The sequence below is a fragment of the Fulvimarina manganoxydans genome (assembly GCF_900176465.1).
Classification (GTDB): Bacteria; Pseudomonadota; Alphaproteobacteria; order Rhizobiales; family Rhizobiaceae; genus Fulvimarina; species Fulvimarina manganoxydans.
In genome coordinates, this window is the sequence record NZ_FWXR01000016.1 from 14,355 (window position 1) to 38,636 (window position 24,282).

The 24,282-nt window shown below is 64.2% G+C and carries 23 protein-coding genes and 2 pseudogenes; 13 read left to right on the forward strand and 12 right to left on the reverse strand.

From position 1 onward, the window contains the following. Window positions 1-5: 5 nt before the first annotated feature. Window positions 6-107 (reverse strand): annotated as a pseudogene (locus B9A15_RS15685) (transposase); the annotation flags it as partial. A gap of 194 nt (window positions 108-301) precedes the next feature. Between B9A15_RS15685 and B9A15_RS15690 the strand changes: the two are divergent. Beyond that, a pseudogene (locus B9A15_RS15690) lies at window positions 302-1,362 on the forward strand (IS630 family transposase). A 274-nt stretch (window positions 1,363-1,636) separates the two neighbouring features. On the opposite strand, the gene B9A15_RS15695 reads toward B9A15_RS15690, so the two are convergent. Continuing rightward, window positions 1,637-4,252, reverse strand: a complete 2,616-nt coding sequence (locus B9A15_RS15695) for an ABC transporter permease (RefSeq protein ID WP_084411424.1) — start codon at window positions 4,250-4,252, stop codon at window positions 1,637-1,639. Continuing rightward, window positions 4,249-4,953 (reverse strand): ABC transporter ATP-binding protein, encoded by a 705-nt coding sequence (locus tag B9A15_RS15700; protein ID WP_084411544.1) that lies wholly within the window; start codon window positions 4,951-4,953, stop codon window positions 4,249-4,251. Before B9A15_RS15700 ends, B9A15_RS15695 begins: the two co-directional genes overlap by 4 nt. A 60-nt stretch (window positions 4,954-5,013) precedes the next feature. On the opposite strand from B9A15_RS15700, the gene B9A15_RS15705 reads away from it, so the two are divergent. Further along, entirely contained in the window at window positions 5,014-5,694 is a 681-nt protein-coding gene (locus tag B9A15_RS15705; RefSeq protein ID WP_084411425.1) for an arylesterase, read from the forward strand. 151 nt (window positions 5,695-5,845) lie between these two features. Here B9A15_RS15705 and B9A15_RS15710 read toward each other — a convergent pair whose 3' ends face one another. Continuing rightward, window positions 5,846-6,598, reverse strand: a complete 753-nt coding sequence (locus B9A15_RS15710) for a GNAT family N-acetyltransferase (RefSeq protein WP_170923328.1) — start codon at window positions 6,596-6,598, stop codon at window positions 5,846-5,848. A gap of 256 nt (window positions 6,599-6,854) precedes the next feature. Here B9A15_RS15710 and thpR point away from each other — a divergent pair, with 256 nt between their 5' ends. The 7 genes from thpR (at window position 6,855) to B9A15_RS15745 (ending at window position 12,853) form a co-directional block, all read left to right on the forward strand. Further along, a complete protein-coding gene (thpR, locus tag B9A15_RS15715) occupies window positions 6,855-7,466 on the forward strand; it encodes an RNA 2',3'-cyclic phosphodiesterase (protein ID WP_084411545.1) in 612 nt (203 codons plus the stop codon). 144 nt (window positions 7,467-7,610) lie between these two features. Next, the gene (locus B9A15_RS15720) at window positions 7,611-7,985 is read left to right on the forward strand and encodes a YkvA family protein (RefSeq protein WP_084411428.1); all 375 of its coding nucleotides are present in this window, start codon (window positions 7,611-7,613) and stop codon (window positions 7,983-7,985) included. A gap of 508 nt (window positions 7,986-8,493) precedes the next feature. Then, window positions 8,494-9,000 (forward strand): invasion associated locus B family protein, encoded by a 507-nt coding sequence (locus B9A15_RS15725; RefSeq protein WP_084411430.1) that lies wholly within the window; start codon window positions 8,494-8,496, stop codon window positions 8,998-9,000. A 272-nt stretch (window positions 9,001-9,272) separates the two neighbouring features. Then, entirely contained in the window at window positions 9,273-10,514 is a 1,242-nt protein-coding gene (gene rlmN, locus B9A15_RS15730) for a dual-specificity RNA methyltransferase RlmN (protein WP_084411546.1), read from the forward strand. A gap of 176 nt (window positions 10,515-10,690) precedes the next feature. Continuing rightward, a complete protein-coding gene (locus B9A15_RS15735) occupies window positions 10,691-11,221 on the forward strand; it encodes a hypothetical protein (RefSeq protein WP_210190533.1) in 531 nt (176 codons plus the stop codon). Beyond that, on the forward strand, window positions 11,214-12,029 hold the full coding sequence (locus B9A15_RS23250) for a 4'-phosphopantetheinyl transferase family protein (protein ID WP_084411432.1): 816 nt from the start codon (window positions 11,214-11,216) through the stop codon (window positions 12,027-12,029). Before B9A15_RS15735 ends, B9A15_RS23250 begins: the two co-directional genes overlap by 8 nt. Next, the gene (locus B9A15_RS15745) at window positions 12,029-12,853 is read left to right on the forward strand and encodes a metallophosphoesterase family protein (RefSeq protein ID WP_084411434.1); all 825 of its coding nucleotides are present in this window, start codon (window positions 12,029-12,031) and stop codon (window positions 12,851-12,853) included. Before B9A15_RS23250 ends, B9A15_RS15745 begins: the two co-directional genes overlap by 1 nt. A 15-nt stretch (window positions 12,854-12,868) precedes the next feature. On the opposite strand, the gene B9A15_RS15750 is transcribed toward B9A15_RS15745, so the two are convergent. Further along, window positions 12,869-13,741 (reverse strand): SDR family oxidoreductase, encoded by an 873-nt coding sequence (locus B9A15_RS15750; RefSeq protein WP_084411436.1) that lies wholly within the window; start codon window positions 13,739-13,741, stop codon window positions 12,869-12,871. Window positions 13,742-13,990: 249 nt separating this feature from the next. Between B9A15_RS15750 and B9A15_RS15755 the strand changes: the two genes are divergently transcribed. Both B9A15_RS15755 and B9A15_RS15760 read left to right on the forward strand, forming a co-directional pair. Continuing rightward, window positions 13,991-14,785, forward strand: coding sequence for a DeoR/GlpR family DNA-binding transcription regulator (locus B9A15_RS15755; protein WP_170923330.1), 795 nt, complete (start codon window positions 13,991-13,993; stop codon window positions 14,783-14,785). A gap of 36 nt (window positions 14,786-14,821) precedes the next feature. After that, window positions 14,822-16,045 (forward strand): MFS transporter, encoded by a 1,224-nt coding sequence (locus tag B9A15_RS15760; RefSeq protein WP_084411440.1) that lies wholly within the window; start codon window positions 14,822-14,824, stop codon window positions 16,043-16,045. 81 nt (window positions 16,046-16,126) lie between these two features. On the opposite strand, the gene grpE is transcribed toward B9A15_RS15760, so the two are convergent. The 4 genes from grpE to B9A15_RS15780 all read right to left on the reverse strand — a co-directional run bounded on the left by grpE (window position 16,127) and on the right by B9A15_RS15780 (window position 18,893). After that, window positions 16,127-16,813: a nucleotide exchange factor GrpE gene (grpE, locus tag B9A15_RS15765; RefSeq protein ID WP_084411442.1), complete on the reverse strand. Its 687-nt coding sequence runs from the start codon at window positions 16,811-16,813 to the stop codon at window positions 16,127-16,129. Between the two features lie 143 nt (window positions 16,814-16,956). Continuing rightward, on the reverse strand, window positions 16,957-18,075 hold the full coding sequence (gene hrcA, locus B9A15_RS15770; RefSeq protein WP_084411444.1) for a heat-inducible transcriptional repressor HrcA: 1,119 nt from the start codon (window positions 18,073-18,075) through the stop codon (window positions 16,957-16,959). Between the two features lie 50 nt (window positions 18,076-18,125). Further along, a complete protein-coding gene (locus B9A15_RS15775; RefSeq protein ID WP_084411446.1) occupies window positions 18,126-18,599 on the reverse strand; it encodes an Lrp/AsnC family transcriptional regulator in 474 nt (157 codons plus the stop codon). 93 nt (window positions 18,600-18,692) lie between these two features. Further along, window positions 18,693-18,893 carry a hypothetical protein gene (locus B9A15_RS15780; RefSeq protein ID WP_084411448.1) on the reverse strand — a complete coding sequence of 67 codons (201 nt, stop codon included), beginning with the start codon at window positions 18,891-18,893 and terminating at the stop codon, window positions 18,693-18,695. Between the two features lie 241 nt (window positions 18,894-19,134). Here B9A15_RS15780 and B9A15_RS15785 point away from each other — a divergent pair, with 241 nt between their 5' ends. Together B9A15_RS15785 and B9A15_RS15790 are read left to right on the forward strand one after the other, a co-directional pair. Continuing rightward, complete coding sequence (locus B9A15_RS15785) at window positions 19,135-20,289, forward strand: iron-containing alcohol dehydrogenase (RefSeq protein ID WP_084411450.1); 1,155 nt, start codon at window positions 19,135-19,137, stop codon at window positions 20,287-20,289. A 225-nt stretch (window positions 20,290-20,514) separates the two neighbouring features. Then, window positions 20,515-21,252 carry a DUF2865 domain-containing protein gene (locus tag B9A15_RS15790; RefSeq protein ID WP_084411452.1) on the forward strand — a complete coding sequence of 246 codons (738 nt, stop codon included), beginning with the start codon at window positions 20,515-20,517 and terminating at the stop codon, window positions 21,250-21,252. Here B9A15_RS15790 and gltX read toward each other — a convergent pair. The 3 genes from gltX to B9A15_RS15805 all read right to left on the reverse strand — a co-directional run bounded on the left by gltX (window position 21,212) and on the right by B9A15_RS15805 (window position 24,219). Continuing rightward, window positions 21,212-22,588, reverse strand: coding sequence for a glutamate--tRNA ligase (gene gltX, locus B9A15_RS15795; RefSeq protein ID WP_084411454.1), 1,377 nt, complete (start codon window positions 22,586-22,588; stop codon window positions 21,212-21,214). The genes B9A15_RS15790 and gltX overlap by 41 nt on opposite strands. Before the next feature lie 61 nt (window positions 22,589-22,649). Then, the gene (gene rarD, locus B9A15_RS15800; RefSeq protein WP_084411456.1) at window positions 22,650-23,633 is read right to left on the reverse strand and encodes an EamA family transporter RarD; all 984 of its coding nucleotides are present in this window, start codon (window positions 23,631-23,633) and stop codon (window positions 22,650-22,652) included. 88 nt (window positions 23,634-23,721) lie between these two features. After that, window positions 23,722-24,219 carry a GFA family protein gene (locus B9A15_RS15805; protein ID WP_084411458.1) on the reverse strand — a complete coding sequence of 166 codons (498 nt, stop codon included), beginning with the start codon at window positions 24,217-24,219 and terminating at the stop codon, window positions 23,722-23,724. Window positions 24,220-24,282: the final 63 nt, after the last annotated feature.

Here is a 24,282-nt window from a genome sequence, read left to right on the forward strand (position 1 = left end):
ATTACAACGAGCCGGGTGATGGCCTTCGCGTGTGGAAAGATCCCGACGACATCGGTACGCCGCTTTATCTCGCCGTTAAGCCGCTCGATCGGATTGGTAACCGGTATGACGGTGACGGTGCCTTTTCACCCGGCTGCGGTTCGTTGAGCGGTGGCGTATGGTGAGACCATCCGGGACAGGGGGCACCGGGAGCACGTGAAGTGCGGGCAGGCCGATTTTATACCAACGGGAGCGATTTCCGACTCTCTGGGATTCCCAAAGACGCGAAACTCTGACTCCCTATGGCAAACGGAGGTTTGCCATGTCGTCTGCCATTGCGCTGCGATCGGATTTTGATGGCCCCAAGCTGCGCCGGCTTGCGCGCGTCAGCCAGAGTGCCGACCAGACCCGTCGCCTGCTGTCACTGGCCGAGATTTATGACGGCGGCTCACGCAATGACGTGGCCCGGATAGGCGGGGTCACCCTTCAGATCGTTCGCGATTGGGTATTGCGTTTCAACGCCCGCGGCCCGGAGGGCCTGATGACCGGCAAGGCGCCGGGAAACCAGCCAAAGCTGAACGACGAGCAGCGCAAGGCCCTGGCTGACATTGTGGAGCGAGGACCGATCACCGCGATCCATGGCGTCGTGCGATGGCGGCGAAAGGACCTGGCGCGCTGGATCTTCGAGGAATTCCGGATCACGGTCGACGAGACGACCGTCGGTCGTGAGCTTCGTGCCATCGGTTTTGCCAAGCTATCCGCCCGGCCGCGCCACCACGCCCAGAACGAGTTCGAAGTGGAGGATTTTAAAAAAGTTTCCCCGCCGAGTTGGCGGCGATCCAGCAAAGCCTCCCCAAAGGCACCGAGATCGAACTCTGGTGGGCCGATGAAGCTCGGATAGGACATAAGAACAAGCGAACACGACGCTGGGCGCGACGTGGCACGCGCCCCTCGGCGCCAAACGACCTCGGCACCGCATCAGCCTAGATCTTCGGCGCCATCTGCCCGAAGAAGGGAAAGGGCGCCGGTCTCGTCATGCCCTATTGCGATATCGCTGCCATGAACGAGCATTTGAGCGAGATCAGTCTCATGGTCGATCCCGCCGCCCATGCCGTTCTCATCGTCGACAAGGCCGGCTGGCATACCACGCTTAAGTTGAAGGTCCCGGACAACATCACCCTGATGTTTCTGCCGTCAAAGGCGCCCGAATTGAACCCGCAGGAAAACATCTGGCAGTTCATGCGCGACAACTGGCTCTCGAACCGCATCTTCCTCGATTACGACGATATTCTCGCCCATTGCTGCCATGCCTGGAACAAGCTCGTCGAGCAGCCATGGATTATCATGTCAATCGGAATGCGGGACTGGGAGCATGGGTTCTGATCAGCACCCGTTGGTATTAAGCCTTCGCTTACATTGTTCACACCGAGGGGGTCACAGGTTCAATCCCTGTCGCGCCCACCAGACTTCCTAAAAATTTCAGCGTCAAAGATCCCGACATCAAGGTGTCCGGTGTCGTCGTCCGCTCGTCGGAAAACAGGCGAGAGCCTCTCCATGCCATCAGCGAGCCTTGTCCGTGAAGGCGCGGCCGGAGCACTGACCCGGCACTCCGGCACCCGCCGTTTGCGAACAAGGGCGGGTGCCATGGACGGGTTCGTTACAAATTCCGCAGCACGGGCGCCGCCTTTTGGCCGAGCACGCGCCAGGTGCCCGCGAGGCCGAAGCCGACGGTCAGAAGGAGCGAGACGAGAAGCGTCGTCAGAGCCACCGTCCAATCGAAGACCCATGGCAGCGTCATGATGAAGTCGACGACGAACCAGGAGGCGATGGCTCCGGCTGCGACGGCGAAGATCCCCGTCGCGAGACCGAGCAGCATATATTCGGTCGCAAAGGCGCGGATCAGCGTGACGCGGGTCGCGCCTAGTGTCTTCAGAACGACGGCATCGTGAATGCGAGCCCGATTGCCGGCCGCGAGCGCACCGGCCAAAACCAGCACAGAGGCGACGAGTGCGACGGCGGCGGCGACCCGGATGGCGAGCGCGAGCTGGGCGATCAGGCCGTTGACCGCATCGAGCGCGTCCTTGACCCTGACCGTGGTGACCGCCGGGAACGCGTTGGTGATGCGATTGACCACCTCCTTCTCACGCGTTTCGACGGCCGCGTCCGATCGGTCAGCCTGTCCATCGGGCAGGCTTAGTGTCGCGAGCCAGGCGTGGGGCGCCCCGGCAAAGGTGTTGGGCGAGAAGACCATGACGAAATTGATCGACAGATTCTCCCATTCGATCGCCCGGAAATTGGCGATCTTCGCCGTGATCGAGCGCCCGAGAACATTGACGGTCAGGCTGTCGCCCACCTTCAGGCCCAGCTCGCCCCCCTCCTCCGCAGCGAAGGAGACGAGCGGCTCGCCGCTATAGTTTTCCGGCCACCACTCGCCGGCCGTCAGGCTCGAATTGTCCGGCACGGTGGGCGAATAGGTGATCCCACGATCGCCGCGAAGGACCCAACCGCCCTCGGCGGGGATTTCCATCGTCGCGACATCCTCGCCCTTCAGATGGGTGATGCGGCCGCGCAGCATGGGCACGGCGTTGAGGGTGGAGCCGGGCGCGGCCTCTTCGACGGCCGTACGGAATCGGTCGATCTCGTTGTTCTGAATATCGACGAAGAAGAAGTTCGGGGCGCGGCTGGCGAGCCCCGTTCCGACCTCCCGTCGCAAATCGTAATCGATGATCGCAAGGGTCACGAGCAGCGTCAGGCCAAGCCCCAGGGAGAGAACGACGGAGGGCGTCAGCGCGCCGGGCCGGTGAATATTGCCGATGGCAAGGCGCAAGGGCGTGGAGGAGACTCGCGGCGCGCGGCGCGCCACTGCCATGATGCCGGTCGCGACAAGTCGCAGGATGACGAAGGCGGCCGCCGTCCCACCCAGAAAAATCAGGGCGACATCCTTGTCGCGCGCCATGAAGACGGCGAGACCGGCGATCGCAACGGTAAGAAGGCCGGTGAGACCGATATAGGTCCAACGGAGGCGCCCCCGCGCCGTGCCGCCCGCATCGCGGAAGAGCGCGGTCGCGGCGATGTCGCGGGTCGCCCCCAGCGGCAGAAGCGCGAAGGTTGCCGCCGTCAGAAAGCCGAACAAGGCGGCAATGAGAAGTGCGCCGGGATAGAACGAGGCTTCGGCCGCAACCGGGATGACGCTTTCCAGAAAGCGCGCGGTCACGAAGGGCGCGACCACCCCAAGGACGAGACCGATGACGACGCCCACGGCCGCAAGTGTCATGATCTGAAAGAGATAGACGAAGACGACGAGCCGGCCCGAAGCGCCGAGGCTCTTGAAGGTCGCGATCACCGGCCGCTTGCCGTCGAGATAGGCGCGCACGGCATTGGCGACGCCGACACCGCCGACGATAAGAGCCGTCAGACCCACTAGCGTCAGGAATTGTGAAAACCGGTCGATATTGCGTTGGAGTGAAGGAGCGGCGTCTTCGGCCGTGCGCAGGCGAAAGCCGGCGGTCGGGAAGCGCTCATTCGCCTCCTCCTTCAGCGTCTCGGCGTTTTGGCCTGCGGGCAGACGGACCTTCCAGTCATATTCGACGAGGGAGCCAGGCTGGACGAGGCCGCTCGCATCGAGGGCGGCGCGCGACAGCATCAGCCTCGGGCCGAAGACGAAACCGTCTGAGAGAATATCCGGCTCGCGGGTGATGACGCCGGTCAGCTCGATCTGAATATTGCCGAGACGCACGATGGCGCCGGGCTCGACGCCGAGCCTGTCATAAAGCTCCTGGGCGGCGATCGCACCATAATGGCCGTTTCGCTCCTCGAAAAGCGTCGACAGAGCAATATCGGGCTCGGTCTCGACCGAACCATAGAGCGGATAGGCGCTATCGACGGCTTTGACCTCGGCGAGCGCCTGATCGGAGCCATCGGAAAGTCGCACCATGGAGCGAAGCGCGGCGCTTTCGGACACCGTGCCGAGACTGTCGATATAGGCCGCCTCGTCCGGCGTCAGCTGTCGCTGGACGAGCTGGAACCGCAGATCGCCGCCGAGGATCGTCTTGCCCTCGCGCGCGATCCCGTCGCTCATCATCGCCGCGACGGAGTTGACCGCCGCGATCGCGCCGACGCCGAGGGTGATGCAGGACAGGAAGATGACGAAGCCGGAGAGCCCGCCGCGCATCTCGCGCAGGGCAAAACGCCAGGCGAGTTTCAGCGTCGGCCCAAGGCTGCGCTCCGAGGCGCCTTCGGATCGGGTGATGTGGCCGGCGTCGATCGCTGTCATTGGGCCGCTTCCATGGCAGCCGCTTCGCCGGCCTTCTCGATCCGCCCCGAACGCACACCAATCTCGCGCCCGCAGCGATGGGCGAGATTGGGATCATGGGTGACGAGGACGAGGGTCATGCCGCGTCGCTCCCCTTCGGCAAAGAGAAGATCGGCCACTTGCCGTCCGGTCGTCTGGTCGAGATTGCCCGTCGGCTCGTCGGCAATAAGGATCGCCGGCTGGGGCGCGAGCGCTCGGGCAAGCGCAACGCGCTGCTGCTCGCCGCCGGAGAGTTCGCCCGGATAATGAGTCGCGCGATCGCCGAGCCCGACATTCTCAAGTTCGGTCCGCGCCCGCTCGAAGGGCTCGTCCGCCCCGGCGAGTTCCAGCGGCACCGCGACGTTCTCGAGCGCCGTCATATTGGGAATGAGATGGAAGGACTGGAAGACGATGCCGACATTGCGGCCTCTGAAGGCGGCAAGCCGATCCTCCGACAGACCGATCAGCGACTGGCCGGCGATTTCCACCTCGCCCTCGTCCGGGCGTTCGAGGCCGGCGAGCACCATCAGAAGGGTCGACTTACCCGAACCGGACGGCCCCACGATGCCGACGGATTCGCCGCGCGCGACCTCCAGATCGATCCCCTTCAAGACGTGAACCGAGCTTGCGCCCGAGCCGAGGGTCAGTTGAACCTTTCGTAATCGGATCGCCGGTTCTGCCACGAAGCGTGCCACCTATATGGAGGTTTCGAAAAAGGGGCTGCCGGACAGCCCGTTGGCGATATGGGGTCCATGATGCAGCGCTTCCAACCGATCCTCGGCCTTCTGACGCTTCTGTTACCGCTGGCCTTCGTTCCGCCTGCCTTTTCGCAAGGGGCTGGCGGCGACGGCGCGCGGCAGATCGTCGCCTTCGGCGACAGCCTGTCGGCCGGTTATGGCCTCGGCCCCGGCGAGAGCTTTCCGGAACAACTTCAGGCCGCACTTCGCGAGGACGGCTACGAGGTGACCGTGACGAATGCCGGCGTTTCGGGCGATACGACGAGCGGCGGTCTTGCGCGCCTCGACTGGTCCGTCCCCGAGAGCGCCGATCTCGTCATCGTCGAGCTTGGCGCCAACGACGCCCTGCGCGGCGTCGATCCTCAGATCACCCGGCAAAATCTCGATGAGATCCTGACGCGACTGGGCGAGCGTGGCCAGAAGGTCATTTTCGCAGGAATGCTCGCGCCGCCCAATATGGGCGAGGATTATGCCAAGAGTTTCAACCCGATCTTTCCCGAATTGGCTGAAAAGCACGACGTCACCTTCTATCCGTTTTTCCTGGAAGGGGTCGCGGCCGAGCGGGACCTCAACCAAGACGACGGCATGCACCCGAACGCCAAGGGTGTCGCGGTGATCGTCGAGAAGATGAAGCCTCTGATCGAAGAATCGCTGGGCGAGAAACAGGCTTCGGCAGCGGTAAGATAGGTCGGATGGGTCCTGCAAAGCAGCGCATTGCCCAGGTCATTGGAGCTAACAGCGCTGAGGCACGGGTTCCCGGCCCTGGCGGGCCGAGGATGACGAGTGATTTAAAAAGGCTTCGATCAGTTCTTAAGCGCGCCCGTCTGACACAACCGCGTCAATGCCCGGCGATCCGTCCGCTCAGCGCGTCGCCAAACCGCTTCAGCGGCGCCGTCAAGCTTCGCCAACGATCCCGGCGCCAATCGATCAGGGCGAAGACATAAGCCTGCGCCTCGTCGGCCAGCTCGCTCTGGATCGAGGTCAGATCTGCATAGGGACGACGCAATTCGGCCATCACGTCCCCCTCATGGAAGCTCAGATCGGCGCCGTGCTTGGCGGCGATCGCCTGCATGCGACCATTCTCGCGCAGACAGGTGAGGAAGAGACGCCGAACGCCGCGATTACGGGCGGCTGCGACAAGCTTGGCAAAGAGAAGATCGCCAAGACCGCGACCCTGATATGCCTTTTCGATCGAGAACGCCGCCTCGGCTTCCTGATGGCTTCCGGTCAAGAAGCGCAGCTCCGAAACCCCGCGCAAGACGCCCTCGACGAACACACCACGCACATGGGCGTCCGAGACGAGGGCGAGGCTGGCGTAACGGACGAGAAAGCCATCATTGACCATGGTGCCGAAGCGAAGGCGCCGGGTCTCCTTGTCGAGGCGCAAGAGATGATCCCGCAGAAGAACACTATCGGAGCTGGTCAGCCGGCGGAGCGTGATCGCACCATCGGAGGTCTTCGGCATGGGCGCAGGCGCCTCTCGCTTGAAGGCGGAGGCGTTGCCGAGCGCAAAGCGCTGCTGGGTTTGGCCGAACCGGGACAGAAGCCGGGCATGGCCGCGGGAGGATGGATGATTCGTCTCGATCGCCATGGGGCTGATCTCCGGTCGAAGGCCCATCGCAGGTCGGCGCCCCTCCCAACCACGCACGACCCGCGAAAGCCGCAGGGTCTTATTCGAACCCATTGTGCACTGCGGCAGAAAAATCACGAAATCGCTGTGAGCAAGGCAGGCTTGTCCTTGCCACATGGCTTCTCAGGTGAAACGCTGGAGTATGCGTGTCCTTCAGCGGACGTTCGACGCCCGATGCAAGGCCCCGTGTGACATGATCACGATGAGGGAGGTGCCCATGCCGCGTCTATTCACCGCTCTGGAGGTGCCGCCCGACGTCGCTTTGTCCCTCTCCTTCCTGAAGGGCGGCCTGCCGCCGGCTCGCTGGATCGAGCAGGAGAACTATCACCTCACCTTGCGCTTTTTCGGCGATATCGAGGCGAGAGCGGCCGACGATCTGGTGGAGGCGCTGGATCGCATCGAGCGCCCGCGCTTCACCCTTTCGCTGGCCGGCCTTGCCGCTTTCGGAAACAAGAAGCCCCATTCGATCTATGCCGGGGTGACCGCCTCGCCGGAACTCGCCGACCTCCAGGCGGAGATCGATCGGATCGCCAAACGGCTCGGCCTACCCGGCGATCAGCGCAAATTCGTGCCCCATGTCACGATTGCGCGGCTGAAGAACGCCCGGCCCGAGGATGCTGCGCGCTATCTCGCCTTGCGCGGCGGCTATCGCTCTCCGCCCTTCGAGGTGAAGCGCTTCGGACTCTTCTCTTCCAAGGCCTCGGTCGGCGGCGGACCTTATATTCTCGAAGAGCCCTTCGATCTTTATGGGCGCGGCGCTTCTGCGCGAAGCGAGACCGAGGAGGAAGCCTTTCCCGTCTATCGCAGTATGCGCGGCATCGCCTTCTGACGGTCTTCGGTCGTTGGGCGGCGAGCCGAGTGGTATCACGATCGGGTGTCGGCGCGCGGCGCGCACGCCCGTCGGCGCGCCATCCCCTTGAGCGACAAAGCCTTCCGTCCCATCTTCCTCTCAAGAAAACTGCGGAGGACGCGCATGGCGCTCGACAAGATCAGGATCGGCGAAATCTTAACGCCCGGCAGCGAAGGCGAGCAGAAGCGGCGCGAAGAGCGCGTGCGGGCCTCATTCTTCGACAAGGTGCGGTCGAGCCTCAAGCACATCCCCTTCATGGAGGATGTGGTCGCCGCCTATTATTGCGCGCTCGACAGCCGGACGCCGGCCACGAGCCGGGCGCTGTTGTTTTCGGCCCTTGCCTATTTCATCCTGCCCTTCGACATAATCCCGGATGTCTTTCTGGGCTTCGGCTTTACGGATGACATCGCCGTTCTGATCACAGCCTTCCAGGCCGTGCAGGCGAACATCCGGCCCGAGCATTACGAGAAGGCTCGCGAAACGCTCGACGAGCTTTGAGGCGGTCGCCAGCGGGTTCGTCCGCCTCCGTGTCACCGCCGGAGCGGGGAGCGAACTCGCGGTGCCGAGCGTGGCAAATTGGTTGAGCGTGGTTTTACCGCCGCACTCTCGCCCGATTCTTTCCGTTCTTCAGGGAACGTGAACGGGATGCCATGGTTTGGCCGTCATCCGGCGATGGGGCGTCCGCCTTCGGCCGTGGGTACTGGGGTTTTGCCGAGGCACGGGTTGGCGTCACGATGGCTTGATAGTTTCGGCAGGGGTGCCGTCTTCCGGCTTGGGCCGGCTTCGCGGCTTCCTCTCGGTATCTTTGGGCCGTCGCCGGGCGGTTCGCATACGGGGTTATGGCGGTTGATCGACAACAGGTCCGAAGGCCCTCCGATCACCGTTAACCGGCGGTAAAGATTAGGGGTGTAAGTGTCCGATTGGTGACCGTCCCGGTGGCGCGACCGCGACACGGGACTTTCAAACCCGAACGGCCAAACCGGACACGCAATGGAAGTGGGGAACCATGAAGTTTCATAAGATCCTGGCGACGGCGGCGGCGATCTTCATCGTTTCGAGCGCGGCGACGGCGGCCCAGACACCGACCCGGATGAACCAGTACAATGCCTGGGGCACGTATTCCTATTCGGATACGAGCGGAAAGGTCTGCTACATCCTGTCGACGCCGACCGAAATGCGTCCAGCCGACGTCGATCACGGCGATATCTTCTTCATCGTCTCGCAGAAGCCGGGCCAGGGCATCGCCTATGAGCCGCAGGTGGTGATGGGCTATCAGCTCAAGGAAGGCGCGAAGGTCGTCGTCGATGTGGACGGCAAGAAATACAGCATGTTCTCCAAGGCCGATTCCGCCTGGATGGAGAATGCCGCCGAAGAGCCGCAGCTGGTCGCCGCGCTTCGCGCGGGGCGCTCGATGACGGTCTCGGCCACCTCGCGCCGTGGCACCAATACCAGCTACACCTACTCCCTCTCCGGGGTGACGGCGGCGCTGAACTCGATCAAGGACTGCAAATAAGCGGAATCGGACGAAGCAAATTCGGTCGGTTTAACATCGAGGCGTTCCCGACTAAGGGGGCGCCTTTTCTTTATCCAGCGAAGGCCATGACACGAGAGCGCGCCGGCGCGATGCAGGCTTGCCTTGAATTTTCGCGGTAAAAGGGGCATTTACCGGTCCAATCTCGACGAACCGGCATCATCTTGAAGCGGCCCGCAGGCGCGTCCGCATCCGGCCGGCTCGATCCGCTGCGCCGACCGATATTTCACGAAAGCCCGAAGGCAACCGCGACCATGGCCCTTTCCATCGATCTCGCCGATCCGAAGACCCGGCCCGCCGCAAAATCGGACGCCGTCATCGGCGCAGGCCTCGTCTCGCAGGCAAGCGAGGAGAAGCCTTCGCTGATCGGACTCTCACGCGAAGGCTTGGCCGAAGCCCTCGGCGCGATCGGCGTTGCCGAGAAGCAGCAGCGCATGCGCGTTGCCCAGCTTTGGCACTGGCTCTATGTGCGCGGCGTCTCGGATTTCAGCCAGATGGCCAATGTCTCGCGCGAATTGCGAGAGAAGCTCGACGCGGCCTATTCGATCGCCCGGCCCGAAATCGTCACCGAGCAGGTTTCGGTCGACGGCACGCGCAAATGGGTTCTGCGCTTCCCGCCCAAGGGCGCCGGTCGGCCCGTGGAGATCGAAACGGTCTATATTCCGGAGGAAGGGCGCGGCACGCTCTGTGTCTCCTCCCAGGTCGGCTGCACCCTCACCTGCACCTTCTGCCACACTGGCACCCAGCGTCTGGTGCGCAATCTGACGGCGGATGAAATCGTCGGGCAGATCCTGCTCGCGCGCGACCGGCTCGGCGACTTCCCGGATGCGGCAACGCCTGCCGGCGCGATCGTGCCCTCCGAGGGGCGCCTCGTCTCCAATGTGGTGATGATGGGCATGGGCGAGCCGCTCTATAATTTCGACAATGTCAAACAGGCGCTCGCCGTCGCCTCCGACGGCGAAGGTCTGTCGCTCTCCAAACGCCGCATCACCCTGTCGACCTCCGGCGTCGTGCCGGAGATCGCGCGCACCGGCGAGGAAATGGGCGTCATGCTCGCCATCTCGCTCCATGCGGTCAATGACGAGTTGCGTAACGAGCTCGTGCCGATCAACAAGAAATATCCGCTCAAGGCGCTTCTCGACGCTTGCCGAGCCTATCCAGGCCTCTCCAACGCCCGGCGCATCACCTTCGAATATGTGATGCTGAAGGATGTGAACGACCGGATGGAGGATGCGCGCGAGCTCGTGCGGCTCCTGAAGGGCATTCCGGCGAAGATCAATCTCATCCCGTTCAATCCCTGGCCGGGAAGCCGCTACGAATGCTCCGACTGGGACCAGATCGAGCGTTTCGCCGATTATGTGAATCAGGCCGGCTATGCCTCGCCGATCCGCACGCCCCGCGGCCGTGACATCTTCGCCGCCTGCGGCCAGCTGAAGTCGGAATCGGAGCGCATGCGCAAGTCCGACCGGATGAAGCTCGAGGCGGCGAGCGCCTGAACGCGGATCGAAATTTCGGCAAAGCCCCATAATTTGACCGCGATGACAGAGATCCTTCACGCGCTGACCAGCGCTTCAGCCACGCCTTTGGTCGATGCGGCCTGCGCCTCTCGCGGAGCAACGTCAAACCTGTGGGTCGACACCGGCCCGCAGGCGTTTCAGGCGCGTCGCTGAGCATGATGACCGTTCTGCGCTTCATCTTCCTGCTTCCGCTGGCCTTCGTGGTCTCTTGCGGAACCAGCGCCTTCGCGCTGCTCTGGCCCTATTTCGAACGTGGGGCGGACGGCCGCCTCATCGATCCGGTTTATCTTTTCCAATGGGCCATCGCCTATTTCGCTCAAGCCGCGCAGATCGGTTCGACCCTGCTATTGCCTTGGGCGATCTTCATGGCCGTGACCGAGATCGCCGGGCTCTCGTCTCTCGTCTTTCATCTGGTGGCAGGACTTGTCGGAAGCATCGCGGTCATCTTCCTCGCCTATCGCGAGGGGGCACCGAGCGGAGGCGTTCAGGCGGCGATCGTCGTTTCGGGACTCGTCTTCGCTCTCACCTATTGGCTGATCGCCGGTCGCTCGGCCGGCTCTTGGCGCCAGACCACGCGACGTTCCAAACGCGATCGGATGGAAGGCGCCGCCCCGCCTCCACCCAAACGCTACGCCGCACCGGCACCGCAGAATAGCACCACGACCATGCCGCCTGCCGATGGCTGAGCGTTCCCCGTCCGACACCATGACCGGGACGGCTGGCCGAACGACGGTCTGGCTGACATTCCTCGACGGCCTCGCCCTCGACCAGCTCGCGGCCTATCGCGCGCTTCTCGACGACGGCGAACAGATACGGCTCGACCGCTTCAAGGTGGAAGGCGCACGAACAGAATTTCTGGTCGGACGTGCGCTTCTTCGCAGCGTTTTGAGCCTTCATGCGACAGATATTGCACCGGCCGAATGGCGTTTTTCGACGAATGCCTATGGCCGGCCGCATGTCTGCCATCCCCTGCCCGCCCCGGTTCATTTCAACCTGTCCCATACGCGCGGTCTCGTCGCTCTCGTGACGGGTCCCGAGGAGCGGATCGGCGTCGATGTGGAATGGATCGGGCGCGGAGCGCCGGGTCGGGACGTGGCACGGCGCTATTTCACCGCCGATGAGGCGGACGAGATCGAAGCCGGCGCGGATGACAGCGAGCGCAGCGAACGCTTCTTCGCCCTTTGGACGCTGAAAGAGGCCTATATCAAGGCGCGCGGTATGGGGCTTGCCCTGCCGCTGGACGCCTTCGTCTTCGACTGTTCGAGCCAAGACATAGGCGTGCGTTTCGACACGGCGCGGATCGAGGATATTGGCGAGCGCTGGCATCTGGAGCGACGCATTCTCGGCCGAGACCATCGGCTGGCGCTGGCATGTCCCGCCGACGGCAAGCCCGTCGCCTTCGCCGAATATGTGCCGCAGGTGGGCGATCCGACACGCGTCGAACCCAAGCGGGCCGAGCCCTTCGGCACGATGATTGGACGGGCAGCAACCTGATGAGCCCCCATCGCCTCTTTGCCGTCAGCGATCTCCATCTCGGCCATGCCGCGAACCGGGAAGCGATCGAGGCGATCCGGCCCCGGCCGGACGACTGGCTGATTCTTGCCGGCGACGTCGCCGAGCGTGACGAGCATATCCGCCTCGCCTTCGAGCATTTCGGCCAGAAATTCCGGCAGCTCGTCTGGGTCCCTGGCAATCACGAGCTTTGGACACGGCCAGGGCGGGATGCGGTGCGAGGCGAGGCCCGCTACGCCCATCTCGTCGAACTCTGCCGCTCCTATGGCGTGCTGACGCCGGAGGACGACTATCCGGTTCTGAACCTTATTGGCGGTCCCGTGCGGCTCGTGCCGATGTTCCTCCTGTACGACTATTCCTTCCGGCCCGACCATGTCGCGCTCGACGACGCGGTCGCCTGGGCTCGGGAAAGCGGCGTCGTCTGCACGGACGAACTTCTGCTCTCGCCAAAGCCCCATGACAGCCGCTCGGCCTGGTGCCATGCGCGGGTCGAGGCGACGCGCGCGCGGCTGGAGGCGCTCGACGAGGCTCTGCCGACCATTCTCATCAATCACTGGCCCCTGCGGCACGAATTCGCCGTGCCGCCGAGGATTCCGCGCTTTTCGCTCTGGTGCGGCACGGTGAAGACTGCCGACTGGCATTGGCGTTACCGGGCCAAGGCGGTCGTCTCCGGCCATCTGCACATGCCGTCGACCCGGCTTCTCGACGACACCCGCTTCGAGGAAGTGTCCTTCGGCTATCCGAAGCAATGGCAGGGCCGCCGCCACGATCCCGATACGGCGCTGCGCGAGATCATGGCGGCGTGAAGGGCGAGCGATGGCTCAGATCATCAGGCGCCCGCCGGTCACGGCGATGACCTCGCCGGTGACATAAGTGGAATCGTCCGAAGCGAGATAGACATAGGCCGGGGCCAGTTCAGCGGGCTGGCCGGCGCGGCCGATCGGCGTCGAAGACCCGAAGCTCTTCACCTTTTCATCCGGCATGGTGGACGGGATCAGCGGCGTCCAGACCGGGCCGGGCGCGACGCCGTTCACCCGGATGCCCTTTTCGGCCAGCATATGGGCGAGCCCGGCGGTGAAGTTGTAGATCGCTCCCTTGGTGACGGCATAGGGCAGGAGGCCCGGCGAAGGGTCCAAAGCGTTGATCGAAGAAGAATTCACGATCGTCGCCCCTGGCTGCATATGCCTCAGCGCCGCCTTGCAGAGATAGAACAGCGAAAAGATGTTGGTGCGGAAGGTGACGTCGATCTCCTCGGCCGAGATGTCTTCGAGCGAGGAGAAGACCGCCTGATGGGCGGCATTGTTGACCAGCACGTCGAGGCGTCCGAATTCGGACATGCAGGTTTCGACGAGTTTTTCGCAATAGGCCTCGTCCTTCACGTCGCCCGGCATGAGAACGCAGCGCTTGCCGGCCTTCTCGACCCATTTCTTGGTCTCCTCGGCGTCCCCATGCTCGGAATAATAGGAGACGAGAATGTCGGCGCCTTCGCGGGCAAAGGCGATGGCGACGGCGCGGCCGATGCCCGAATCGGCGCCGGTGATGATCGCGGCCTGGCCTTCGAGCTTGCCGGACCCCTTGTAGCTGTCTTCGCCGTGATCGGGCTGCGGGCTCATCGGCCCGGTGTGCCCTGGCATGCTCTGTTCCTGTTCGGGTTGGCGTGGCTGGGGGTAGGCGTTGCGCGGATCGCGGGCCATGGGTCGTCCTTTCGAAACTGAGAAGCGGCCGGGCTTGAGAGATTATGATCAAGCGTTCGTACCGAGCCCGGCAGTCGTGTTCGGCGAACACCAGGCGGGCACCGCCCGTTCCAGGCAGCGCCGTCGATCCGCGTGGCTGTTTCGATAGACGGCTCTGCGTCTCGCCGCGACCGGCTTCCATATCATGCGCGATATTGCATGTTTTTTCCGAATCATGCATTGAACGGGCAGAAGCCAGAAAGGAGCGCCATGTCTGCCGAAACACTTCTGTCCAATGAACGGCTCGACGCCATTCGGGAGCGTATCCGCACCGAGGGCCGCGTCGTCGCGGCGGTCCTCGCTGTGGAATTCGGCGTTTCGGAGGATACGGTCCGCCGGGACCTGCGCATGCTGGCCGCAGAGGGCCATTGCGAGCGCGTCTATGGCGGAGCGATCCGGCCGCGTCATGCGCCGACGACGCTTCGCCGGCGCATGAGCGAGGCGAGCGAGGCCAAGCAACGGCTTGGGCGGCTGGCGGCCAGCCTGACGGAGAGCGGCCAGACCGTCTTCATCGACGCCGGCTCCACCAATCTGGAGATCGCCCGGCACCTGCCCCGCGATCGTGGCCTGACCGTCGTCACCAATGCGCCCTCCGTCGCCGAAGCACTCAGCGACCAGACGGGGGTGGAGATCGCCATGGTCGGTGGCCGTTTCGATCCGCGCCTCGGCTCCTGTCTCGGCGGCCAAACCATCGAATGGCTCGAACGGCTTTTCCCGGACATCGCCTTCATCGGCACCTGCGGCCTCTCCCTGGAGGCCGGGCTTTCCGCCTTCTCGGCTGAGGAAGCGGCCTTGAAACGCATCGTCGCCGCGCGCACCCGCCGGCTTGTGGTCGCGGTGACGGGAGAAAAGCTTGGCCTCTCCGCGCCGTTTCAGATATCCGGGACTGAAACCGTGAGCCACCTCGTGACCGACGATCCGGACCATCCCCTATGCCGGGAGCTGGCCGAACTCGGCGCATCGATCATCAGCGAAACGCGTTCCGGCCATGCCGCTTCTTCCTGAGCGCGCCCTTACCACGTCATCCATGGACATCAATTCATGACCGCCACGCAGGACCTGTCACATCAGGCCGGACCGACCGGCTCGCGCGCCCGCATCGCGATCTCGACCGCCTTCTTCGTGAACGGCTTCGGCATGGGCTCCTGGACCCCGGAAGTGCCAATCATCGGTGCCCGCCTCGGTCTCACAGAAGCGACCTACGGCTTCATGATCCTAATCTTTGGGCTCGGCGCCGTCATGGCGATGCCTTTCGTCGGTGCGATGATTGCCCGCGCTGGAAGCCGGCCGGTCGTCATCGCGACCCAGATCGCCTTCGCCGCCGCCTTCCCTCTCCTGACGCTCGCGCCCCATCCGATCGCCATCGGCGCGGCGCTCTTTCTTTTCGGGATCGGGCTCGGCGGTCTCGACGTCGCGATGAACGCCAATGCGGTCTCGGTCGAGCGGCGCCTCGATCGCTCGATCATGTCCTCCTGCCACGGCTTCTGGTCGCTCGGCGCCTTCGCGGGCGCGGGCATCGGCGGATCGCTCATCGACCTTTTCGGGCCCGTGGGTCACACCAGCCTCGTGGGCCTCTTCTGCGCCGGCATCCTTCTGGCCATGCTGCCCGGCCTTCTCGACGATCGCGCGCTCGCCGAGGATAGGCCATCGTCCGAAGAAGGCGCTCGCGAATCCTGGCGCTCGATCCTGTCGCGCAAGCGCAAACCTCTGCTCCTCGCCCTCGTCATCGGCGTCATCGCCTTGGCGGGCTTCATGCAGGAGGGCGTCGTCATCGACTGGAGCGCGGTCTATCTGCGCAGCGAGCTCGGCGTCTCGGTCGCCGCCTCCGGCTTCGGCTTCGCGGCCTTTTCGGTCTCCATGGCGACTTTGCGGTTTCTGGGCGACAGAATCCGGGACAGGCTCGGCGCGGTGCGCACCGTGCGGCTCTCCCTGCTCTTCGCCCTGACCGGCGCGATCCTTCTCGCCATCGCCGCGAACCTCTCCATGGCGCTCGCCGGCTATCTCGTCCTCGGCATCGGGCTCGCCAATCTCGTACCGATCGCCTTTTCGGCCGCCGGTAACGTCAGAGGCCTCGCCAACGGAACGGGCATCTCGATCGCCTCGGCCATCGCCTATTCCGGCGGCCTGATCGCGCCTTCCATCGTCGGCCTCGTCGCCTCGGCCTATGGCTTCTCGACGATTTATCTGGCGCTTGCCATCATCATCTCGGCGGTCTTCCTCTCGGCCGGCATTCTCAAGGGTGCCGATCGGGAGAGCGGGCATTAAATTCGCTCACGCGCCCATATAAAGAACCCCGCGAACCGTTCGGCGCGCGGGGCTTTCTGTCCGTCTATTTCGATGCCGATGTCACGCGGCGTCGCCGGCCTCGCCATCCTGGTTCGCGGCCGGCTGCTTGGAACGGTCCGCCGGCTGCTTCGGGCCACCCTTGGCGACGCCCACCATGGCCGGACGCAGCACGCGTTCGCCGATGGCATAGCCGGCCTGGACCACCTGGACGACGGTGTTGGCCGGCACGTTTGGGTTCGGCACCTCGAACATCGCCTGATGGAAGTTCGGATCGAACTTCTGGCCTTCCGGCTCGAGCTTCTTGACGCCGTTCTTTTCCAAGGATGCCAGCAGACCGCGCTCGGTCATCTCGACGCCCTCGATCAGGGACGTCATGCCGCTATCGCCGCTTTCGCGCGCCTCGTCCGGCACGGCGTCGATGGCTCTGCGCAGATTGTCGGCGACCGACAGCATCTCGCGGGCAAAGCTCGTCACCGCATAGGTGCGTGCGTCCTTCACTTCCCGCTCGGTGCGCCGGCGCAGATTTTCCATATCGGCCGCAAGCCGGAGAAGGCGGTCCTTGACGTCGGCATTCTCGGCCTCGAGCTCGGCAATGCGCTCGGCATCGGCGGCCGACCCCGCACCACCGGCAAAACCGCTGGTGTCGACATTTGCGTCAAAACCGGTCGTGTCGAAGCCCTCCGGCAGCTCGGTCTCGGCCTCGGTCTCGGGCGCCTCGAAGTCTCGCTTGCCTGTCTCGCTCGTCATTCCCGTTGTCACCTTCTCTTTTCATCGCGCGTCGGCCCGATCATCCCCGCCGGACATGGATCGCCCCCGCGGAGCCATTTTTTCAAGAGTGGCACCGACGCCTGTAACCTCGCCCGCGCATATCGAATTGGCGGACCGGAAAATCAAGCCTGCCCACCGGCTCCGCCACCGCGCGAAAGCAGCCGCGAGACCAGACGCGCCGTATAGTCGACCATCGGAACGATGCGCCGATAGTTGAGGCGCGTCGGCCCGATGACGCCCACCGCGCCGATGATCCGCTCGGGTCCGCCATCGGTGCCGGCGGCCGTATAGGGCGCAACGACCAGGGACGAGCCGGAGAGGGAAAAGAGCTTGTTTTCCGAGCCGATGAAGATGCGAACGCCGTTGCCCTTCTCGGCGAGACCCAGAAGCTCGATGAGCCCGCTCTTGGTCTCCAGATCGTCGAAGAGCAGGCGCAGCCGCTCCACATCCTCGGCCGCCGCGAGATTTTCCAGGAGATTGGCCCGCCCCCGCACGATCAGCCGCGAAGGCTGGCCGGCCGATGCGCCGGACCAGACCGCGAGCCCCTGATCGACCAGCTGGCGCGACAAGAGATCGAGCGCCGTCTCAGTCTCGCTCTTTAAAGCGGCGATGCGGCTCTGGGCTTCGCGAAGGGTGCGCCCGACCACATGGGCGTTCAGGAAATTGCTGGCCTCGACGAGCTGAGAAGCGGTGGTGCCGGCCGGAAGGTCGAAGATGCGATTCTCCACCGCGTCATTGTCGCCAACAAGGACGGCGAGCGCCTTTGTCGGCTCCAGGCGGATGAATTCGATATGTTTCAGGCGTAGATCGGCCGTGCCCGTCAAGACGATGCCGGCCCCGCGCGACAGGCCCGACAGAAGATGGCTCGCCTCGGTCAGCACCGTGTCGAAGGGGCGTCCGTCGCCGGCCAGCCGCACCTTTTCCTCGATCTCCGCCCGCTCGCTCGTTCCCAGATCGCCGGTCTCGAGAAAGGCATCGACGAAGAACCTCAGCCCGAGCTCGGTCGGCATGCGGCCCGCGCTCACATGGGGCGAATAGATGAGGCCCAGCGCCTCCAGATCGCTCATGACGTTGCGCACGGAGGCCGGCGACAGCGAGGTCGTCAGAAGCCTCGACAACATGCGCGAGCCCACAGGCTCGCCCTGGTCGAGATAGCTTTCGACGATGAGCCGGAAGATCTCCCGCGAGCGATCGTCGAGCGGCTGCTGCAAGTCACTGAAGGGTACGCGCAATTCGGTCATGGCTTGGCGGGGTTCAAGGGTTCTTTTCGAATATAGACCGCCATCGCGCGTCAGGAAACCGGGTCGAGATAGACGGCCGGGCGGTCGACGACCTGCCGCAAGGCAAAGGAGGAACTGATGCGAACCACATGCGGCAGGGCGGAGAGAGCGGTCTTGTGAATGCGCTCGAAATCCTCGAGGTCCCGGGCGGCGACGCGCAGGATATAGTCGAACTCGCCGGACATTAGAAAACAGCTGAGGACATTGGCACAGAGACGGACGGCCGCCTCGAACTCCGCCAGATGGCGTTCGCTCTGGCCGGACAAAGCGAGGTTGACGATGACCGTCACCGGATGGCCGAGATGGCGGTTCGACAGGCGAGCGTGATAGCCGTTGATCGCGCCCTCGCGCTCCAGACGGTCGAGGCGGCGCGAACAGGCCGAGGGCGAAAGGCCGACCTTTTCGGCCAATGCGAGGTTCGACAAGCGCCCTTCCCGTTCCAGGGCGCGCATGATGGCGATGTCGAATCGGTCGAGGTCACTCATAGGGGCGATGATTGCGTGAGACGAACGCTCCGCGCAATCCGAGCGCTCGCCTAACCTTTACGGCTGCCCGTTCGAGAACCCAACCAGCAGGGGTCAATCGATGCGATAGATGCCGGACGGGCCTCGGCCCTCTTCGGTGATCTCGATCGTACCCGACGCATCGGCCCAGCGCGCCAGGCCCTTTTCGACGAGACCGAGAGCGGCCGGATTGCCTTCGGTCTGGCGCGGACCATGCCGGAACAGGTGGTCGAGCAGGACCGCCTCCTCGGCGGTCAAAGTGAGGGGCATATCCATGGGGCGTCTCCTGAGGGGTTGGAGTGAAGACAGGGTAGACGCACCTGCGCTCCGCGGCATTCAACCATGATAATACTTTGAAACTTTGAGGTTTCTCCGTTTCGTTCACGACCATGCATCGCTTGGGTTTCTGCGATGGATCGCAGCGCCATTGACGGCATGACCTCTATGGCCGATCTCTTCCCGCGGAGTTGAAGGACTATCGAGCGACGCGTTGGGCGGCCCGAGGGGAGGACACATCATGACCGCTTTCACCTTTCAGACGACGCCCTCCATCCTCTCGGAGGTCGGCGCCACGGGTAAGATCGGCGCGATCATGGCCGAAGCGGGATGCCGCAAGGTCTTCTTCGTCACCGACGGGGGCATTCTCGAACTCGGTCTGGCGAAAGCGGCCCTCGACAGCTTTTCGGCGGCCGGCATCGAGACCGTCGTTTTTTCCGACGTTGAGGCCGACCCGCCGGAGGCGATGATCCTTTCGGCGGTCGAAATGGCGCGCAAAGCCGGCTGCGATGGCGTCGCCTCGGTGGGCGGCGGCTCCTCCCTCGATACCGCCAAGCTCGTCGCCGTGCTCTTGTCCGGCCAGCAGCCGATCGCCGATATCTATGGTGTCGGCAAGGTCAAAGGCGGGCGCATGCCGCTGGTGCTTGCGCCGACGACGGCCGGCACTGGATCGGAAGTCACGCCGATCGCGATCGTCACGACCGGCGAAGCGGAAAAGAAGGGCGTCGTCGCGCCCCAGCTTCTGCCGGACTGGGCGATCCTCGACGCCGAACTCACCGTCGGCCTGCCCGCCCATGTGACCGCTGCGACGGGCATCGACGCGATGGTCCATGCCATCGAGGCCTTCACCTCCGTTCATAAGAAAAACCCGGTGTCCGATTGCCTCGCCTGCGAAGCGCTGGCGCTTCTCGGGGCCAATATCCGCACCGCCTGTTTCGAACCGGAGAACCGTCAGGCGCGGGGCGACATGCTGCTCGGCTCGCTCCTGGCCGGCATGGCCTTCGCCAATGCGCCCGTCGCGGCCGTCCACGCCCTCGCCTATCCGCTCGGCGGCCATTTCCATGTGCCACACGGCCTGTCGAACGCGCTCGTGCTGCCGCATGTGCTGAACTTCAACATGCCGGAGGCGCAGGCCCATTACGCCGCGCTCGGCCCGATCGTCTTTCCGGAGCTGGCCGGCCGCCCCGAAGCGGAGGCCGCCAACGGCCTCGTCGAAGGCTTCCGCAAGCTCGGCCCCGAACTCGGCATGAAGACCCGCCTGCGCGATGTCGGCGTCAGCCACAACAATCTGCCGAAACTCGCCGAGGACGCGATGAAGCAGGAGCGGCTGCTCGTGAACAATCCGCGCAAGATGACCTATGAGGCGGCGCTCGCCATCTATGAAAAGGCGCTGTAGCGGGTGCCCTTCGACGGCTTCGCGGCACGAAGCGAAAAGCGGGCGAGGAACGAAACGCGCCACGAATTAACTGTTTGGTAATCTTACCTCTTGCCGCCCTCGCCGACTGGGATATCTTCCTCATCCAATCGTGGTCGAAAGGTGTCTGACACGAATCGACACTGCCTCGAAGGGCTCGTTCAGAAGCCCGCGAGGGTCTCAGCAGGTGATGGTGGAGTATCCGACATGGCGGCAAGCACGAAGCGTGCGGGCTTCGGCACGAGTGTGATTGTGGCCATGGCGGTCGCCGTGACGGGGATCAGTCCGATCGCCGCGACGCCGGCCTCGGCCCAGACGCTTCTCGACGTCTTTTTCGGCCGCTCGACCATCCAGCGTCATGAACCGCAGCGGCGCGTCGTGCGCAAGCGCGTCTATCGGGAGCGGACGACCGCCCGCCGCGCGCCGAGCCGCAGCCAGTCGCAAAGCCGGCCGAGCCGACCCAAAAGCGTTGCCTATTACCGAACGCTTTGCGTGCGAAAGGCCGATGGCTTCTTCTTCCCGATGAGCTTTTCGACGACGGCCGAATATTTTCAGCAGGACCTGGAGGCCTGTCAGGCGCGTTGTCCGACGACGGATGTCGATCTCTATGTCCATCGTGTGCTTCGCGAGGAGCCGCAGGACATGATGAGCTTCACCACGGACGAGCCTTATACGGATCTTGCCACCGCCTTTGCCTATAAGACGGTCGGCCTGTCGCGAGAGGCGGCCGAGGCTTGCCGGGCCAAGCCCGAACAGATCGTCGCCGAGCGGCCCGATCTCGGGCCCCTGCCCTTCCAATCGCCGATCCCGCGCCCGAGCTGGCGCCCCGACCCGGAAGCCGTTCTCGTCAGTGATCTGCGGGGCCCCGGCGGCGACATCGCCGATGTGACCGGCCGTCCGAAGGTCATCCGCCGAGTCGGGCCACGGTTCTTTCCCGACCAATAAGCGGCAGAAGGCCGGCGAGCTCTGGCCCATGGTCGAGCCCGGTCAGCGCCAGGCGCAGCGGCATGAACAGCGCCTTGCCCTTGCGCCCGGTCTTGGCCTTGAGGGCTGAGGTCCAATCCTTCCAGCTCGTCTCGTCGAAGGGGCCGTCTGGAAGACAGGCCAGCGCCTCGTCGAGGAAGATCCGATCCTCGTCGCTCCAATCGCGCCCGCCCGGCAGATCGCCATAGACGATCTTAGCCCAGCCCGCAGCCTCGTTGACGAAGGTGCAATTGGCCCGCACCGACAGCCAGAACGGCTCTTCCTCGCCCTCCGGCAGGCCGAGATGGGCAAGGCGCGGCGCCACCGCCGCATAGGGCAGCTGGTGAACCAAGTCGTGGTTCAGCCGATCGAGCTCCGCCGGATCGAATTTCGAGGCCGACTGGGAGACGGCCGAAAGATCGAGGCGCGACTGCAAAGCTTCGAGATCGGCCATCGGCTCGATCGATCCCGACATGCCGACGAGCACGGCGAGCGAGGCCACCGCCATCGGCTCATAGCCCTCCTCCCGCAAGGTCGCGAGCGAGAGGGCACCCGAGCGCTTCGAAAGCCCTTCGCCGTCGAGCGTCGTCAGAAGATTGTGGTGGCCGAAACCCGGCGCGGTCAGGCCGAGGGCCTGGAAGATCGCGATCTGGACGCCGGTGTTGGTGACATGGTCGTCGCCGCGAATGACATGGGTGACGCCCATTTCGCCATCGTCGACGATCGAGGGCAGCGTATAGAGAAAGCTCCCATCGGCACGGATCAAGACCGGGTCGGAGAGCGAAGCGAGATCGACGCTCTGCTTGCCGCGCACGAGATCGGTCCAGGTGACGAAGCGTCGTTCGGGCGAGAAGGGATCGCTGCCGAAATTCGGCAGAAGGAAGCGCCAGTGCGGTCGACGGCCCTCCCGCTCCAGCTCCGCGCGCTCCTCCTTGCTCAGCCTCAGCGCCTCGCGCCCATAGACCGGCGGAAGACCGCGCGCCGCAAGGCGCTTTCGTTTGCGATCAAGCTCGTCGGCGGTCTCATAGCAGGGATAGAGCAGGCCCTGCGCCTTCAGGCGTTCGGCAGCCGCTTCGTAGAGCGATACACGCTCGGACTGGCGATGGACGATGTCCGGCTGAATGCCGATCCAGGCGAGATCGTCCGAAATGCCATCGGCGAAAGCCCGCGTGGAGCGCTCGCGATCGGTATCGTCGAAACGGAGGATGAAGCGGCCGCCCTCGCGCTGAGCGAACAGCCAATTGAACAGCGCCGTGCGCAGATTGCCGATATGGATACGGCCTGTGGGCGACGGGGCGAAACGGACGGTGAGGGTCATGGCCTTGCCGCTTAGCCGACCTCAACCGCTGGCGCAATCGGCGGGTTCGCGGGCGGCGCCCTCAAGCCTGCGTTCGGGTCGCGTGCCCCTCCTCATCGCCCTCCTTGAAACGCGCGCCATGGGTCGGCGCCCCGCCTTGGCTTGCGGCCCCGCGAAGGCGCCGCCGCTCGGCCCGCGCCTGGCGGATCAGCGTCACCGTATAGATCGCAAGCGCCGTCCAGATGAAGGCGAAAGCGATGAGCTGCCAGAGGCCGAACGGCTCGCCGAACAGGAACACCGCCGTCAGGAAAAGCATCGTCGGCACAAGATATTGCAGGATGCCGATGGTCGCGAAATGGAGCCGCCGGGCGCCGGCCGCAAAGAGGATCAAGGGAATAGCCGTCAGAGGCCCGGCGACGACGAGCATGCTGGTCTCGGTCATGTCGGCCCCAAAACGGATCTGCGGCAGCGTCGCGAGGACGAGGATCGAAGGGAGAGACAGGAGCGCGACTTCGAGGAAGAACCCTTCGGCGGCATCGACCTTCACCATCTTGCGCAGGAGGCCATAGGTGCCGAAGCTGCAGGCCAGCACGAGCGCTATCCAAGGAAGGCCCCCGGCCTTGACGGTGAGGATGACGACGCCGATCGCCGCAAGGCCAATGGCGATCGCTTGGAGGCGCGTCGGCTTCTCTTTCAGAATGATGGCGCCGAGCAGCACGTTGAGAAGCGGGTTGATGTAATAGCCGAGCGCCGCATCGATCGCCTGGCCCGAGATGATCGCATAAACGTAAGTCCCCCAATTGAGAGAGATCAGCGTCGCCGTGAGCGCCGCCAGCAGAACCGTGCGCAGGTCCGTGAGAAGCCGCAGGGTCGCACCCAGAGTGCCCTGCCACCCGAGGAGGAGCACGGCAAAGGGCACCGCCCAAAGCACGCGATGAGCCACGATCTCGAAGGGCGACACATGGTTCAGCGCCTTCATATAAAGCGGCAGAACGAGGCCCCAGATCGCATAAGCCGAGACGGCGTAGACAAAGCCGCGCTTCGTGTCTGTGTAGGCTGTGGGCATGGGGCGGCCATCCGGCAAGTTCTTGCGTTCAGTGGCGTGTCTATCAGCGTCTTATGACGACGAAGCCCGATTTCTGGTGATCCGGACATCACTCGAATTGATGAGTGTTGAGCTCCTTGCCTCCGCCTTGGCTCTCGCCTTTCTCAGGACGATCCGGATGCTGATAGGAAACGATGTCGCGCAAGAAGGGTGCGGCTGGAAGATCCTCCATCGTGGAGCGGTGCGGCAGGGTGTGAAGGCTCGCGACGAAAGGGATTTCCGCCTCGGTGCCGTATTGGATCACCGGCGGCGCGATCGAAGGATCGTCGAGGGCGCCGATCGCAATGGCAATCCCATCCGGCGCCTCATAGGTCAAAGGCGTGCCGCAGTCCGGGCAAAAGCCGCGCTTGACCACATTCGATGACTGAAACCGCTTCGGTTCGGCCTTCGTCCAACGGAGCGTTCCCTCGCGCACGGAAACGAGGGGCGCGAACACGTTGCCGAAGGCCTTCTGGCACATGCGGCAATGGCAGATCGAAGCGCGTTCGGGATCGATGTCGCAGACAAAGCGCACCGCCCCGCATTGGCATCCGCCGTAACACTGCATCCTGTCGCTCCCTCTTCTCTCTCGCCCTATCTCAGTGGCCGACCAAGCAATCCGGACAGCGTC